Source organism: Desulfobacter sp. (assembly GCA_028768545.1).
In the GTDB taxonomy this organism is placed as follows: Bacteria; Desulfobacterota; Desulfobacteria; order Desulfobacterales; family Desulfobacteraceae; genus Desulfobacter.
Genome location: CP054838.1, coordinates 2,025,202 through 2,041,227 on the forward strand (window position 1 = coordinate 2,025,202; position 16,026 = coordinate 2,041,227).

Annotated in this window: 11 protein-coding genes; 4 read left to right on the forward strand and 7 right to left on the reverse strand. The window is 49.5% G+C overall.

Going from position 1 to position 16,026, the window contains the following annotated elements; translation table 11 throughout:
* Positions 1-318: 318 nt before the first annotated feature.
* The 6 genes from HUN05_09725 to HUN05_09750 form a co-directional block, all read right to left on the reverse strand.
* Positions 319-2,034, reverse strand: a complete 1,716-nt coding sequence (locus HUN05_09725) for an FAD-dependent oxidoreductase (GenBank protein WDP85374.1) — start codon at positions 2,032-2,034, stop codon at positions 319-321.
* Between the two features lie 84 nt (positions 2,035-2,118).
* Complete coding sequence (locus tag HUN05_09730) at positions 2,119-2,493, reverse strand: hypothetical protein (protein ID WDP85375.1); 375 nt, start codon at positions 2,491-2,493, stop codon at positions 2,119-2,121.
* 59 nt (positions 2,494-2,552) lie between these two features.
* Positions 2,553-3,503: a multidrug resistance efflux transporter family protein gene (locus tag HUN05_09735; GenBank protein ID WDP85376.1), complete on the reverse strand. Its 951-nt coding sequence runs from the start codon at positions 3,501-3,503 to the stop codon at positions 2,553-2,555.
* 24 nt (positions 3,504-3,527) lie between these two features.
* On the reverse strand, positions 3,528-4,514 hold the full coding sequence (locus HUN05_09740) for a J domain-containing protein (protein WDP88011.1): 987 nt from the start codon (positions 4,512-4,514) through the stop codon (positions 3,528-3,530).
* A 4-nt stretch (positions 4,515-4,518) separates the two neighbouring features.
* A complete protein-coding gene (locus HUN05_09745; GenBank protein WDP85377.1) occupies positions 4,519-5,664 on the reverse strand; it encodes a DUF362 domain-containing protein in 1,146 nt (381 codons plus the stop codon).
* Positions 5,665-5,748: 84 nt separating this feature from the next.
* On the reverse strand, positions 5,749-7,620 hold the full coding sequence (locus tag HUN05_09750) for a CBS domain-containing protein (protein ID WDP85378.1): 1,872 nt from the start codon (positions 7,618-7,620) through the stop codon (positions 5,749-5,751).
* A gap of 565 nt (positions 7,621-8,185) precedes the next feature.
* Here HUN05_09750 and HUN05_09755 point away from each other — a divergent pair.
* Positions 8,186-10,159: a long-chain fatty acid--CoA ligase gene (locus HUN05_09755; GenBank protein WDP85379.1), complete on the forward strand. Its 1,974-nt coding sequence runs from the start codon at positions 8,186-8,188 to the stop codon at positions 10,157-10,159.
* Positions 10,160-10,223: 64 nt separating this feature from the next.
* On the opposite strand, the gene HUN05_09760 is transcribed toward HUN05_09755, so the two are convergent.
* Positions 10,224-10,781, reverse strand: coding sequence for a transposase (locus tag HUN05_09760; GenBank protein ID WDP88012.1), 558 nt, complete (start codon positions 10,779-10,781; stop codon positions 10,224-10,226).
* Between the two features lie 329 nt (positions 10,782-11,110).
* Between HUN05_09760 and HUN05_09765 the strand changes: the two genes are divergently transcribed.
* The 3 genes from HUN05_09765 (at position 11,111) to HUN05_09775 (ending at position 15,682) form a co-directional block, all read left to right on the forward strand.
* Positions 11,111-12,910, forward strand: coding sequence for a sigma 54-interacting transcriptional regulator (locus tag HUN05_09765; protein WDP85380.1), 1,800 nt, complete (start codon positions 11,111-11,113; stop codon positions 12,908-12,910).
* A gap of 213 nt (positions 12,911-13,123) precedes the next feature.
* The gene (locus tag HUN05_09770; GenBank protein ID WDP85381.1) at positions 13,124-14,782 is read left to right on the forward strand and encodes an acyl-CoA synthetase; all 1,659 of its coding nucleotides are present in this window, start codon (positions 13,124-13,126) and stop codon (positions 14,780-14,782) included.
* A 210-nt stretch (positions 14,783-14,992) separates the two neighbouring features.
* A complete protein-coding gene (locus HUN05_09775; protein WDP85382.1) occupies positions 14,993-15,682 on the forward strand; it encodes a hypothetical protein in 690 nt (229 codons plus the stop codon).
* The last annotated feature ends 344 nt before the right edge of the window (positions 15,683-16,026 follow it).

Here is a 16,026-nt window from a genome sequence, read left to right on the forward strand (position 1 = left end):
TGGTTTTAGTTCAGGGCCCGGCAAAATTTTAATTGGAAGAATACTTGAGAGTTTTGAGGCTTAAAATTTTTCTGGAACGAAAAAATTACCCCCAAAGGCCATTGTTAGAGGTGGCCTGATTTACCCTTGAACAAAAGTGCCGCAGATAGAGTACGGGTCTTTGAATGGCAGAATGGGTCTGCCATTCAATAAATGGCTTGGAAGCATCCCCCCGCCTATGTATTCGGATTGGAAGATAAAATTGTTCTTCACAAGATCGGGGAGTATTATCTGAATAGGATTTCCCTCCCGGTATGACCCGGGAGGGAAAAAATAAGGCTATTTTTCCGGAATAAATTCAGGATCGGTCATTTCCAGGGCTGCATAGCCGCCCTGGATGTTTTTGATCCGGTCATATCCCTGGTGGTTGAGAAAGATCTGGGCTTCATAGGATCTGGCCCCTGTGCCGCAGAGCAGGTAAAGGTCTTCGTCCTTTGGCAGTTCTTCAAACCTTGTCCTTAAATCTGCCTGGGGAATACTGATCCAGTTCTGGCCGTATTTTTCAATAAAGGGTTCGGCCTCGGACAATTCCCGAAGATCAACCACCTTGATGGTTTCTCTGTGGAAAAGATCGATAAAGTCCATCAAGTCAATGGGGGTGTTCCGGCCTTCAAGGATATTGTCCAGAACATTACCGGCGTTGTTGATCACGTCCATGGCCGAGGCAAAGGGGGGGGCGTATCCTGTTTCAAGCACGCAGACATCATCCACGTCGATCCCTGTATGGAGCAGGGGGGCAATGGCATCCACCCGGGCCTTGACTGCGTCGGACTGCTCGCCAATGGCTTCCACCCCGAGAATCTTTCTTGTGGCCCGGTCGGCAATGAGCTGGATGAACATGAATTTTGAATCCGGATAAAAATGGGCCCGGTCAAACTGGGCCACCAGGGCATGGACCGGATCAAAGCCTGCCGCTCTTGCTTGGGCAACGGTAAGACCTGCTGTGGCTGCGCCCAGTTCAAAGACCTTGATGCAGAAGGTGCCCACAGTCCCCCTGAACTTGGAGGCCCTGCCGTGGATATTGTTGGCAATGATTCTGCCCTGGCGGTTGGCAAGAGATCCCAAGGGCATGGTGATGTTTTCCCCTGAAACCAGGTTGCGCATCTCAATGCAGTCGCCTCCGGCATAGATGTCCGGATCTGTGGTTCTCAGGTTCCGGTCCACGATGAGGGCGCCGGTCCTGCCCACGGCAAGTCCTGCATCCGAGGCAAATTTGGTGTTGGGGCGGACCCCGGCAGAGAGCACCACAAGTTCGCAGTCAATGATCTTGCCGTTGACTTCAACACCAGTGACCCCGGTATCATCATCCCCTGTGATCCTTGTGACCTGCTGGGACAAGATGACCTTGACCTCGCTTTTTTCAAGCTGGTTTTCCACCATTCTGGCAATATTCTGCCCAATGGCTGCAGGCAGCACCTGGTCTGCCATTTCCACCAATGTGGTTTCCACTCCCCAAAGGTCGGTCAGGGCTTCGGCCATTTCAATGCCAATGGCGCCGGCGCCGATGACCACGGCTTTTCCCACCCCGCCTTTGGCAATCATTTCTTTGATATCCCGGGCCGTATGAAGGTTGGAGACCGTATAGACCTCGGTCAGGTTTGCGCCTGGAATGGGGGGGCGTACCGGGGTAGCACCCGAGGCAATCACCAGTTTGTCGTAAGGCATGGCCGTTTGCGATCCATCGTCCAGGTGGTGGACCAGGATGCTTTTTTCAGACCGGTTAATGGACAATGCCTCTACCCTTGGCAGAATGCAGATGCCCTTACAGGTTTTAAAAAATTCAGGATCCCTGATGGCATGGGAGGTGGTGGAAAAAAGCTCTTCGATATCCGTGATATCCCCGCCGATATAATAGGGAATGCCGCAGCCGCCGTAGGAGATAAGGTTGTCTCTGTCAATGACGGTAATGTCTGCGTCCGGGTCCAGTCTTCTCAGCCGACAGGCCACTTTGGGGCCTAGGGCCACTGCGCCGATAATGATAATTTTTTTTGCCATGATATCCTCATTCTATATGTTTACGCAATTAAATATAAAAAGATTAATCCATACTTTTTGGAGCTTACAAGGGGATTGGGGTTTTCATTGGTTAGGGGCCAGAAAGTCCATTGCCTCATTTATCTGGGTAAAAATTTTATACTCAAAGGGAAGCAACTTGCTCAGGGAAACATATATTTTGGCCATGCCCATGCCCATCATATGCGGCACCAACAGGGCGGATTTGTTGGCAAATCCTTTTTCACGGGTGCTGAGCAATTTGAGCACTCCCACAATTTCCCTCAAGTCTCCCATGGACAATTTCATCTGGGTGCCCCGGGTAAAGTCCCAAAGGCTGTGCTTGTAAGGATACTCCGGGTGAAGGATCAGATCTGCCATGGTTCCTTGTTTTTCCAAAGGTCCGGTAATGACTATCTTAAGAACCCTGGGGTGAGTATTATCCAGTTGGTATTCCATCATCCTCTGTACTATAAATCTTGATTAAATTCCGGGTAAAATACGCCAATCTGGATAAATTCTCAAGGTTTTTTATCTTTAGTTTTCTGGTACTTGATAAAAAAGATCAGTCCAGAAAGGATCATGAGCAGACCGATTATGGCAGTCCTGTCCGGGGCCTGGGTGCCCAGGAAAACGAGCCCCCCTGCCAGGGCAAAGACCACCTCGCTGGACTGGGTGGCATCCACGGCAGCCAACTCATTGGCGTTTGATGCAAGGGTCCGGGCAAAAAGGAAGATACCTGTGGCAAAAATTCCTGAAAACAGGGCCACGGCTCCCGCATTCATCCATTGGGATATTGCCGGTGCCGGGGGGCTGACAACTATGACAAGGACTGCCCACAGGGGAAATGAGCCCAGGGTCATCAGCCATACCTTATTAAAGACATTGTTCAGAAGCCTGGATTTGATTTGGGGAACTTTTTTGTGACTGCCGTTGGCAGCCTCCCAGACCAGCTGGTTGCCGAATGGATAGCAAAAGGCCGCCAAAAGGACAGGCAGGCCGCCCTGGATCAGTCCTTTGAAATGTATGTCCTGGGTCTGGGACAGGTTCACCAGGACAACGTCTGAAAAAATGATCAGAGAAAAAAACCAGACCCGTTTGGGAAAAGAGTTGCCAAATCCCATAAAAACAAAGAGGCTGGCCACCACGGTAAACTGCCAAGTTGCCGCAATCACCCAGCCGGGGCAGCGGTCTGCACTAAAGCAGATCAGGGCGTAAAACCCTCCGAACCCAATGCCCCCGGCAATGATCCAGAAGCGCCAATGGGAAAAAAATAGGGCGATCACCCCTTTTAGCCGGGCTGTACCCCCTTGAAACAGAATAATCAGGGTCAGGAACAAGGACATGAAAAGATACCTTAACGAGGCGGACCAGACCCAATGCCCACCGTCCAGGCTCATTACTTCGTTGAGAATAAAGGTGGTACTGAAAAATGCGCCGGACAATATGCCTAAAAAGATAAGCTTGATCATTGGGTTTTCCTTGGAACCTCGGCTTTAGATTTTTTTGAGTAATGCCTGGTAGGCCTCATTGATTTTAATAAAGGTGTCATCGTCCCCGCCTTTGTCCGGATGATGCTTTCGGGCAAGTTGCCTGAATTTGCGGGTCAAGGTTTTTTTGTCCATGGATTTGAATTCTGTTTTGCCAAGGTTGAACATTTCTCTGGCCCGGGCAAAGGAAACAGACGGTTTGGGCCGGGGAGTAAAAAATCTGTGCCGGAATCTAAAATCCTTTTCCATGTCGTCCAGGAGAACAGTGTCTCCGTAACTATGGTCAAAAAACATGATGGCGTACCGGGCCAGATATTCATGCAAATGGGTGGTCAGGCTGAAAAATTCCTTGTTCAGCTGACAGAGTTCTTTGATAAAAAAGGTTTCAACCTTGTTCTGGTCCATGGCATGGGGCATCTGCTTGGCCAAAAATCCTTTGAAAAACCGCTGGAGATCAAAGATCGTATACACGTAGGATTTAAGATCTTTGGGTTTGATTGCCTTTTCCTGGGCCATGAAGTCTTGTTCAATCTCATCACGGGATTTGTTTTTGAGCCGTTTGAACAGCACCGGGGGCATATTGACCAAAGGCCCCTGGTCCATGTTCCCGAGCTTGAGAAAATGGGCCCGGCGTTTGTCAAAGCGATGGACGGCCCGTGCCAGATTTTCTTTTTCTTTTTTGTCCATGGGGTTGAATTTTGAACTTTCGGCCCGCTGCCTGAAAGCCCGGGTGGCCCTGCGGACTTCGGAACGGACAAAGGGCCAGAACAAATCTTCAATATGGTCGGGATCCGTGTTTGGGGAGATGTCTAAAATTTTTGATTCCAGGTCCGGGCTCAGGTACCAGGCATTTCTTCCCGGATAATCAATCCAGGCACCGGGTCTGGGGCCAAGGTCAACAATATCCCTGAACCCCATGCCTTGTTCCTCTTTTATGGATTCTCTCAGGATATAGGTGAACGTTTTTTCTTTTTTGACCCGGGCAAGATACATGGGTTCAGGAGTGGGGCCCGGGGTTTTTATAGGCCCGGGTCTCAAGTTTGACAAGCTGATAGTCCCGGGTGCCAATGCCGATATCCTGGGCATAGGCCAGCTGGTGTTCCCAGTCCACCCCGGGATACAGCCCTTTGAACTTGTCTTCACCCGGGGCCAGGTTGCAGGTTAAAACAGAGCCTTTCAGGGCCTGCTGCTGATTGACCAGATCTGCACTGGCCTGGTCAATGGCCACAGGGTCTGTGGAGGCCACCACCCCGATATCGCTGCAAATGGGAGATTCGCAATAGGGCAGGCAGTCGCATTTGGGAGAGATGTCTGTGATAAAATTGATGAACAATGATTTTTTTGCCTTGTTTTTTAAAACCCCGGCCGTGTATTCCATCATTTTTTCAAGGAAAATGGGCACATCCTGGTTCCAGTTGATATTGATGGACTGGGTGGGGCAGCGGACAATACATTCGGCACAGCCGATGCAGTCGTCTTTGTTGATATAGGCTCGTTTATCTTCAAGATAGATGGCCTCTCCCGGGCAGTGCGCTGCACACTCACCGCAGCCGATACAGGTTTTTCGTTTGATCTTGGGGCTGACATTGGAGTGCTGGTCAAGCTTGCCACGTCTTGAGGCGCATCCCATGCCCAGATTTTTCAAGGTGCCCCCGAATCCGGAAAGCTCGTGCCCTTTGAAATGGGCAACAGATACCAGGGCATTTGCATTGATAATTTCTGATCCTATATAGACTTGGGTGTTGTGTTTGAGATCTACTTGGACTTGGGTTTCGCTTTTGCCGAACAGGCCGTCTGCAATGATCAAAGGGGCCCCGTCCATGGAGGAATAGGAAAATCCGTTGTTAACGGCGGTTTTAATATGGGATACCGCATCGGATCTTGTCCCGATGTACAGGGTGTTGGCATCGGTGAGAAAGGGGGCAGCCGAGGCCTCTCTGATGGCCCGTATGATTTTGCGGATATAGACAGGGCGGATATAGGCGGTGTTGCCCTGTTCCCCAAAATGGATTTTTACGGCGGTGAGATCTTTGTCGTCAAGAATCTGGTTTATCCCGGCAGTCTTTACCAGCCGGGCAAGTTTTTGGGGCAGATTTTCCCTTGAGGTGGCGGTCATATCCATGAAAAAAACATCAGCACCCATGGTGGTCTCCTTATAATATGGTCTGTTTTTGTCAAAATACGGTATAATTATGGGAATTTCAATCCCTTGCTTTTTTAACGGGCTTTAAATATGGGCCTGGAGCAGACGAAAAAGGCTGCGCCGGGCAAGGATATCTCCTGAGATAACTCCGACCACCCGGTTGTCTTCCACAATGGGCATGGCTGAGATTTCATGGTTTTCAAGCATCCTGATACAATCAATGAGGGTGGCCCCGGGTGTTGTGTGGATGACGTCTGCGGTCATGATTTTGGTCAACGGCGCGTTTACAGGCAGTTTAAGGGCCATGGCCCGGGTAATGTCCCAATGGGTGACAATGCCGATGAGTTTGCCCTTTTGGGAGACCACCGTGACCATTGACCCCTGGGAGGCCAGCAAGAGGTTGGCTGCATCTGCAATGCTCTTGTCCAGGCTGATCCCCGGGACCCTTTCCATGACATCCCTGGCGGTTTTGGATTTTTCTTTTGCAGCGATCCTGTGGACGGAAATTTTTTCGGCAATTTCGCAGGGCAGGCTGTCGGCATCCCGGCAAAGCCCGTCCACCAGTTCTTTCATATTCCTGCGGATCACGGTCTCAAGTTTTTTAACAGCAGCCTTCTGCCGTTTTTCAGCCAGGGTTTTAAACTCATTCTGGTGTGTACTCAAAAAGGCATTAATTTTTTTGGGATCTCCGAGCAGGTCCCCGGGGATATATAAATGGGCCGGGGTGGGAATGATCCGTTCGTGGGCCGCATAGATCACTCCGCCTGAATTTACAAGATAATCCGTGGCAATGACCGTTCCTTTGTCCCTGAATACATGACGTTCCATCCGCCGTCTCTGGGCCTTGTGCAGGGGGGGGGGCGAATAAGTGTTGGCCCCTTCCACAATGATCTGCCAGGTGCCCATTCTGTCACAGGTCATGGCAGGAGCACTGGAGGAATTGATATCCAGGTAATTAAAGATTGGAGAGGCCGGGATCAGGCAGAAGGCAGATTCCGTGAGCAAATTGTCGGCACAATTGGAATAGATCATCTCAAAGGCCTGGGCTTGATTTTCATGAATCATCTGGTCATGGTAATAGGCCCGGGTCACGAGTCCTTTTTTCTGCCACAGCTTGAATAATTTTTGCCAGGGAAGGCCTTGGGACGTGAGCAGATAGCCCTGGGCATCGCTGATCCCCTTGATTCTGGGGCGATTTTCCATGGGGTACTCATTAAATATCCGTGCAACATTGGCCCCCACTGCCCCGAATCCCTGGATGAGCACATCCGGCTGTTTGGGGATCTCCATGTTTCTGAACTGGGGGAGTTCTTTGAGCCTGGGCAGGTTTTCCACAAGGGCTGCATAGGCCACCACCACCCCGGCGGCTGCCCCGCCAAGTTCGTCAATGCGGTTGCCTCCCATGTCCGCCGGTTTAGAGACCACATTGTTGAGCCCGTTTTCAATGGCAAAGGTTTTCATGTCCGCATCATTGGTGCCCACATCCGGGCCGGGGATATAAATGTTCTTGTACCGTCTGAGCAGTTGGCCAAATCCTCTGATCGTTTCGTGCCGGTCGTTTTCGTCCCAGGCACCAGGAGATACAATACCTGATTTGCCTCCCCCAAAGGGCAGATCTGCGGCTGCGTTTTTCAGGGTCATCCCCCGGGCAAGGTTATGGATGATGTCCGGGGTGATCTCCTGGGCCATCCGTGTGCCGCCCATGGAGGGCTGGCCCATGGCCAGGTTGTCCACCACCAGGTATCTTCCGATTTCAAGGGGGCTTTTGTTATGCCACATACAGGAGACCAGTCTCGGGCCCAGCCGGTCCACCCGGATGCCCAGCCGTTGGAGCCGGTCTATATCCTGGGGGCCGAATTCCAGAAAGCAAAAGTTTTTTTCCGTGATCAATCTGTTTTTCCAGACGCTTTTGGGCAGAACCTCTTCCAGGAAAGCCTTCATTTTTGCAGGGATCATGGCAGGACTCCTTGGTATTGCTTTTTTGGGCAAATGGATTTCATTTGTTGAGTCTTGTTCATTCTGCCGTTAATTTGTTTTTAAAATCAAGGGAAATTTATAAAATCAGGGGCAGGATATGGGAACGCATTTTAATCATGAAATATTGCCGGTGCCGGCCACTTTCCAATCTGTTTTTTTAAAAAGTTGGCATGGGATGATTTTCACTATAGCGGTTGCGTTCCCTGTGTCTCATGTCGGCCTTACCCGTTTTGGCAAACAGATCCTGGTGCAGATATTGGAAACGCAAACTTCTTTAATAAACAATGTTCAGTAGCGATTGCCAAAATGAATCAGAACTGGTAACTATTGGCTGTCAATGAAATGCTGAGATAGGAATACCGGTGTTTGAAGGCAGATATCATGAATGATCTCTGCCCGCTTGAGCTTGCCCGTGGTTGAAATAAACTATAGACATGAAATACGGGGCCGGTGCTAAATCACCGTGTGATAGTGCGCGAATCTGTTTCAGGTGTTGCGCATTAAGGCACATTGGTGGAAACGATACAAAAAAATAGAGGTGTTTATGCCGATTAGCGATATCTTGAATTTACCATGGAAGGATCAGTGGGCCTGTGAGAGTGAAGCGCTGAAAAATGTGACGGCACACTTTGTTGATACCACAAAAAATTTCGCCGATGAAGAGGGGCAGCTCTTTAATGAACACCTTTATAACGGGGATAGTCATGGCAGGCTTTTATGGGGCCAGGTCTATGAAAGGGTTGAAAATTACGCCTGCGGGTTGATGAGCATCGGTCTTGGCAAACAGGAAATGGTCGGCATTATGGCGGCCAGCAGTCCTTATTGGACCCATGTGGACATGGCTTTGGCCTGTGTGAATGCCGTGAGTGTCACGATTTATTCCACCCTTTCTTTAAAAGAGGCCTCCTATATTGTAAATGACTCGAAAAGCCGGTTTTTGTTTTTAAGGGGAGATGATGTTTTTGAACGGATTGCGGCCGGTTTTGATGGCATGCCGAAACTGGAAAAAATCATTGTCATGGACCGTGAATACACAAGCTCTGATGAGCGGGTCATGGGCTTAGGTGAATTGGAGGCAAAAGGCCGGGAGTGGAAAAACAAGAGTGAACATTATGCGGAGTATATTGCCAGAAGAGATGGGGTAACCCTTGATGACATCTACACCATACTTTATACATCCGGCACAACGGGGCAGGGAAAGGGCGTTATTCTCACCCACCATAATGCAGCCTCAAGGATGCACGGGGTAAACGAGTTTTTTGACTATTTTGGCATGGGTTTTAAGCAGGAATATACCACCCTGTGTTTTTTACCGCTTTCACACATATTTGACAGGGGTTCATGTCAGTTGGCTGCAATCATTTGCGGCGCAACCATTGCCTATGCAGACAGTCCCGGGACCCTTCTGGATGACTTGCAAAAATACAATCCCCACTGGATCAACTGTGTGCCGAGGCTGTATGAGAAAATTTATATAAAGCTTAACCAGTCAATGGGCGAAAGCGGCCTGAAACGAAAAATGTTTGACTGGGCCCTCAAGGTTGGGCAAGAGGTTTTTGAATATCGCAAAGATCCTGAAACCGGGGCATACAACATGGGACATGGGTTTGATATCATGGGTAAACTTCCCCTGGGACTGAAAATTAAATATACACTTGCAGATAAACTTTTTGCAAAGGTCAGGGCCTTGTTCGGGAAAAATTTTATGCATTCATTTTCCGCAAGTGCCTCAATATCACCGGATCTGCTCAAATTTTTCTATATCATCGGGATACGGGTAAGCGAGGGGTATGGATCCACCGAAAGTTTTAATGCCTGCGCCAATACGCCCTTAACTGCCTGTAAGCCGGGATGTGTGGGGATTGAGTCCAATGGCAGCCGGGTCAGAATGTCAGCCTTTGGTGAACTGGAGATCTCTGGCGCCGGTATTTTTAAGCGCTATCTGAATAAACCCGAAGAGACTGCCGACTCTTTTACCGAGGACGGCTGGTTTAAAACCGGGGATATGGTGGAGATAGATGAGTTTGGCTATATAAAAATTGTGGATCGCATTAAGTCCATTATTTGCCTTTCCAATGGTAAAAATATTGCCCCGGCCAAAATAGAGGCCCTTTTTGCAACCAGTGCCCATATTGAACAATTTTTCAATATTGGAAATGAACGCAGCGTCATATCCGCCCTGATTGTACCCAATTTTACCTACTTTAAAGAATTGTTTGATGCCCAGGGCATTGAGTATGATAAGAGCAAGGTGAAAATTGATGAATCTGCAGGCGCACCCATTGTTTATCAAGTCGGCGAAGACTTTCTTGAGAAGGGCAATTTAAAAGCCGTTATTGCCCAAGAAGTTGAAGAGGCCAACAAAGAGCTTGAACATTTTGAGCGGGTCAAACGGTATACGGTGCTGACTGAAAGATTTACCGAGCAGAATGGAATGTTGACACCGACTCAAAAAACCAAGCAAAAGAGTATTGTTGATGCATATTCCGATCAAATTGAAAAGATGTATGACCGCTAGCTTAAGTTGAAATTATTTTGACCACCTTTAGGTGGTTCACGCTTTTATGACCGCTTTGAGCGGTTCACAATACAAGCCTCCGGCTTTGCCGGAGGTATGTTGACTCTGCTAATGTGGTTACGGCTATGATCATGGATACCTCTGACAACCAGGCCAAGTGTGTTTTATTCCATCTGGTTTTTCCAGAATAAATTGTATTATTGCGAAGCAGGAAGGAATTTAACCGCTGCTTTGCTTTTTTTGCACAAATCCTGGCATCTTCTCTTGCCCTGGTCAAATCACGAATGGCTTCATCTTCTTCATTCGGAACATGTATCTGTGTCAAATCATCAGACCTATGCAGCCGGGCCAGATTCATTGCATCCCGCCGATCTGTTTTTACCCTGTCTCCACTCTTTTTTGGGATTAAAGACGGCGTTATCACAGCGCATTCAATATTTTGAGATTTCAGTTGGCGGTATATTCCATAACCTGTTGGGCCGGCTTCATAGACCACATTTAACTCATGCCCACTGGACTTGAGCTTCCGAATCAACTTATCGATGCTCAAAGGTGTGTTATGGATATTACCGTATGACATAGCCGGGCTTTTTTTTTCTTCCTCTGCTATTGCAGCATGGATCGTATCTTTGTGGACATCACGACCTGCCTCCTTGGGTGTTAAAAGTTCTTATTTGTCTAAAATTTTTATACTTTTTGCCCTCTGCCAGAGCTTTGTACCCAGCAAACGGGTATTTCTCATCCTGTTCAATATTTTTCTATTATTCTTCGGCGCCTAAAATCTGGTACCGCCTGGTGATCAGGAAAAGGGAAAAATTTATTTTAATTTTAAGAAATATAAAATCAGCTGGTGTATTTGGGCTTATCCTTCCCTTTGACAAGCACGGTTCCGGGGGATAAGATAAATAATTCGTTTACTTGAATTTTTCCCTGTTGGTATGGAGGTGTCCCATGTCCTTCCGATCTGCTGACAAGGCATTAATAGACCAGGTGCTCTCTCTGGAAAGAGAATTGAACCGCTATAGGGCTGTTTTTAACAATACCGGGGCCGGGATCATTATTTCCGAAGCTGACATGACCATTTCCCTGGCCAACGAGGAATTCGCCCGGATGAGCGGTTACCCGAGGCAGACGATTGAAGGGGAAATGAAATGGACCCGGGTGGTGGCCTTTCCCCGGGACCGGGATAAAATGGTCCGCTTCCACAAGGCCCGGCGGAAAAACCCGGGAGAGGCCCCCCGGAACTATGAATTCACCCTTATTCAAAAAAACGGGAGTCATAAACATATCCTTGCCCGGGTGGGCATGATTCCGGGAACGGATAAAAGTGTGGGCTCGTTTATCGATATCACCCCCATTGTCAGGGCCCGGGAGGAAATCCGGGAAAATGAATCCAGGCTGAGGGGTATTGTCGAGGCCTTTGAGGGCTTTATCTACATCTGCGGCCCGGACCTGCGGGTCTCCTATGTGAACAAGTCCCTGGCCGCTGCCATCGGTCGTCCGGAACTGGAATTTTCCTGCCATAAAAAATTATTCGACTCGGACGCTCCCTGTGCCTGGTGCTCACTGGACGCTGTTTTTGAGGGGAAAACCATTAAACAGGAAATCCAGTGCCCCAACACCTCCCGATGGTATTATGCGGTGAGCACCCCTATTTACGGGCCGGACCACCAGGTGGTCCAGCAGCAGACCATTCTCATGGATATCCATGAGCGGAAACAGGCTGAAATTCAGATCAAGGCCAGGGAAAATCTTCTTTACAAGGAAAATGAAAAACTGAGGGCCGCCCTTGGAAAAGGATCACAATTCTGCGGCATTGTCGGCCAGAGCCGGGCCATGCTTGAAGTGTACGACCTCATCCTCAGGGCGGCCGCCACCGATGTGAATGTCATTGTCTACGGGGAATCGGGAACGGGAAAAGAATTGGTGGCCCGGGCCGTCCACACCATGAGCGACCGTTGTTCCGGCCGTTTTGTTCCGGTCCATTGCGGGGCCATCCCCCTCAATCTCATGGAAAGCGAATTCTTCGGGGTGAAAAAAGGGGCCTTTACCGGAGCCCACCAGGACCGGTCCGGCCTTTTGGACCTGGCAGACAAGGGCACTTTGTTTATGGATGAGCTGGGCGAAATGGACTTGAGCTTTCAGGTCAAATTTCTCAGGGTGCTTGAAGGGGCCGGGTATATGCTCGTGGGGGGGCGGCAGGTCAGGGCACCGGATATTCGCATCGTGGCCGCCACCAACCAGGACCTGAACCGGCAGGTTAAAACCGGAAAAATGCGGGATGATTTTTTTTACAGGATCCATATCCTCCCCATTTACCTGCCCCCTTTGAGGGAGCGGAAAGAGGATATTCCCCTTCTCATCACCCATTTTTTGAAAAAACATCATGCCCAAAGCCAGGGACTTCCCGACCATCTCATGTCCGTCCTTCTTGCCCATGACTGGCCCGGAAATGTCCGGGAACTTGAAAACACCCTCCAGCGGTACCTCAACCTGGACAACCTGGAGCTGTTAAATACCGGAGCCGGACAACCTGTTCCATTGGCGTCTGCCCGGACCGGCCAGCACCTGAAGCCGGCATTGAACCGGTTTGAAAAAGCCCATATAAAAAATATCCTGGACCAATATCACTGGAACAGAAAGGCCACGGCCAAGGCATTGGGCATCGGCAGAAAGACCCTGTATTCAAAGATGAAATTGCTGGGCATCATCCGGATCGATATTGACCCGCCGGGTCATTTTACCCCCTGAGACGTAAAACCCATTCACAACAAGGCATTTATTCATCCTTTCTTTTCCGAAGGAAGGGAAATACCGCCAGAAGGGTCAAAACCGACCCGTTTTTTCCTCCCCATTCTTTTGGTTTCCTGCCTTTTGCTGCTGTAAAGCAGACCATTCAGGCCCTGGCACGCTTTGTGGATTATTATCGGGCATCTCTTAACCCCTATCCATTGAGGAGGAACCATGCCGGAAACATCGGCCGCCCTTTCATCAGAGGAAAAATCCCGTTTTTCAACCCTGAACCGGGAAAACCTTGATTTTCTTATGAACCGCTACAATAGGGTCAACCGCTGGGTCATCGGGGATATGATCCGGAGAAGCGCCTACCACCACCCCGATAAAATCGCCCTGGTATTCAAGGATAGATCCCTGACCTATGCCCAGCTGGAAAAGGAGAGCAACAGAGTGGCCAACGGCCTGGCCGATCTCGGGGTGAAAAAATACGACAGGGTGGCCATCCTGGCCCACAACACCATTGACCATGTCCTGACCTGGCTGGGCTGTTGTAAGATCGGGGCTGTATACCTTGCCATCAACTATCTGCTCAAGGGCAAAGATGTCTCCTATTGCATCGACCACTCCGAAAGCCGGGTATTTATTGTTGAAGATGCCCTGTACGAGCTGGTTGAAGATGTGGTGGAGGATATGGGCACGGTCCAGTCGTTTATCTGGTCCGACGACATGGGGGGGCAGGCACCGCCCACGGACCGGTTCATGGATTTTAAAACCTGGTACCGGGCCTATCCCGACACCGAGCCCGACACCATCCTCCGTATTGAGGACCCCTGCCAGATGACCTATACCAGCGGCACCGAGTCCCTTCCCAAGGGAGTGATCATCTCCAACCAGGCCCTCATGGCCCAATACATGGGTGCCATCGTGGACGGAAACTACGGGTCCGATGACATCAATGTCAATGCCCTGCCCATTTACCACTGCGCCCAGCGGGATGTGTTCATGAACCCCATGTTCTGGCTGGGGGGGACCAATATTCTGGTCACTCCGGAAATCGATACCATCCTTAAAACCATCGACAGCCAACGGGCCACCGTGTTTTTCACCCCGCCCACGGTATGGATCGGCCTCCTCCGCCACCCGGATTTTGATAAGTACGACCTTTCCTGCCTGAAAAAATGTTATTACGGGGCCTCCATTATGCCCGTGGAAGTACTCAAAGAAATCCTGGAGCGGCTGCCCGGGGCAGGGGTGTACAATTATTACGGACAGACGGAACTTGCTCCCTACCACACCATTCTCAAGGCAGAAGACGCTATGGACAAGATGGGCTCGGCCGGCATGGCCGGACTCAACATGGAAACCCGGCTGGAGGTTGAAACCGGCGTTCCCCTATCCACCCCCGGACAGCCCGGTGAAATATGCGGCAAAGGCCCCCATGCCATGATCATGTACTTTAAGGAGCCGGATAAGACGGAAGAGGCCATGGCAGGGGGATGGTTTCATTCCGGAGACATCGGTATTGAGGACGAAGACCGGTACATCTCGGTGGTGGACCGGAAAAAAGATATGATAAAGACCGGAGGGGAGAATGTCTCCACTCGGGAGGTGGAAGAGGCCATCTACCTGGACAAACGGGTGGAGGAGACCGCTGTCATCGGCCTTTCCCATGCAAAATGGGTGGAGGCAGTGGCTGCGGTTGTGGTTCCCAGGCAGGGAGAAAAAATCCTTGAGCAGGAAATCATCGACCTGTGCAGGGAACAGCTGGCTCTGTTCAAGGTCCCCAAAAAAGTGATCATTGCTGACGCCCTGCCCAAAACACCCACTGGCAAAATCCTGAAACGGAATATGAGGGAGGAATACAAACACCTGTTCTCGGAAACCTAGTGACAGGTCCTTAGCTGTTTAAGCCGTCGCCCCCGGGGCGGCGGCTGTGTAGCAGGGAGGAGCAAACGCAGGCAACAAAGAAGATGGTATTTTGATGATGGATTAGGGTTTCATCATGGCTTGAACCTTCCTGGATTCTGGTCTATGATAAAATATCTTAGGTTCATGAAAAAATAACCTCTAATGAATATGATACTCTTTGGAAAAACGATGGTCGCTAAAATTCTGACACTTATCTGCACGGTTATGATCATCCTTGTTTCTCCTGTACGTGCCGAGATGGTCATCACCTACCGGGCCCAGGAGAGTTCTACAGACAAACGGTATGACTATGATACGGCCCTGTTGGAACTGGCCATGGAAAAAACAAGGCCCACCCATGGTCCATACAGTCTAAGGCCCAGTCCGGAGATGAATTTTCCCAGGGCCAAATCCGTGATCAGGAACAATCATTACGGAAATTTTTTTGCAAAACTCAGTTATGAAGATAAGTACAAAGAAACCATGGATATGGATTTTGTAAAATTTCCGGTTGACCTGGGTATTGTCGGATATCGAATCTTTTTTGTCAGTGAACAGACCCGAAAAAAACTGTCCGCCGTGACCACCCTGGATATGCTCAAAACCTTTACCATGGGCCAGGGGGCCGGCTGGACAGATGTGGGAATTCTCAGGGCCGGGGGATTCAAGGTTGTAGCGGTTCCCACCTATGAAAGCCTTTTTAGAATGGTGGCCTGGAATCGGTTTGACCTGCTGCCCAGGGGGGCCAATGAAATCTTAGATGAATATGAATCCCATAAACAGATTAAAGATTTCACCTATGACACAAGTCTCTGCCTGGCCTATCCCCTCGGTTCTTTTATACCCACCCGTCCAACCAAAGGGCCATTGAGAGGGTGACCGCAGGATTAATGCGGGGATATGAAGATGGATCCGTACAAAAATTATGGCAGACCCATTATCAAAAGAGTATTGAGTTTGTGAAACTCCATAACCGGAAAATGATCAGGATTCCAAATCCTCGTATCAAAAATATTGGATTTGATTTTCAGCGGTTCTTTTTTACTCCGGATCATTAAAATCAGTTGAGAATTCTTAGGCTCCCGTTCAGAATACAACCTCCCAGATCTCTAATCTTTTGAATCATTTTCGTCGTTGGGTGGCTGGGCACATATGCTCCCCGCCACCCGACTTGAATACGATTAAAAATCCTAAGCCATATTTTGTAATATTTTAATTCAACC

What these genes read in the sequence shown, in the direction of transcription:
- HUN05_09725 (WDP85374.1), bottom strand. Translation starts at nt 2,034, where the DNA reads ATGGCAAAAAAAATTATCATTATCGGCGCAGTGGCCCTAGGCCCCAAA.
- HUN05_09745 (WDP85377.1), bottom strand. Translation starts at nt 5,664, where the DNA reads ATGGGTGCTGATGTTTTTTTCATGGATATGACCGCCACCTCAAGGGAA.
- HUN05_09765 (WDP85380.1), top strand. Translation starts at nt 11,111, where the DNA reads ATGTCCTTCCGATCTGCTGACAAGGCATTAATAGACCAGGTGCTCTCT.
- HUN05_09735 (WDP85376.1), bottom strand. Translation starts at nt 3,503, where the DNA reads ATGATCAAGCTTATCTTTTTAGGCATATTGTCCGGCGCATTTTTCAGT.
- HUN05_09770 (WDP85381.1), top strand. Translation starts at nt 13,124, where the DNA reads ATGCCGGAAACATCGGCCGCCCTTTCATCAGAGGAAAAATCCCGTTTT.
- HUN05_09740 (WDP88011.1), bottom strand. Translation starts at nt 4,514, where the DNA reads ATGTATCTTGCCCGGGTCAAAAAAGAAAAAACGTTCACCTATATCCTG.
- HUN05_09775 (WDP85382.1), top strand. Translation starts at nt 14,993, where the DNA reads ATGGTCGCTAAAATTCTGACACTTATCTGCACGGTTATGATCATCCTT.
- HUN05_09755 (WDP85379.1), top strand. Translation starts at nt 8,186, where the DNA reads ATGCCGATTAGCGATATCTTGAATTTACCATGGAAGGATCAGTGGGCC.
- HUN05_09750 (WDP85378.1), bottom strand. Translation starts at nt 7,620, where the DNA reads ATGATCCCTGCAAAAATGAAGGCTTTCCTGGAAGAGGTTCTGCCCAAA.
- HUN05_09730 (WDP85375.1), bottom strand. Translation starts at nt 2,493, where the DNA reads ATGATGGAATACCAACTGGATAATACTCACCCCAGGGTTCTTAAGATA.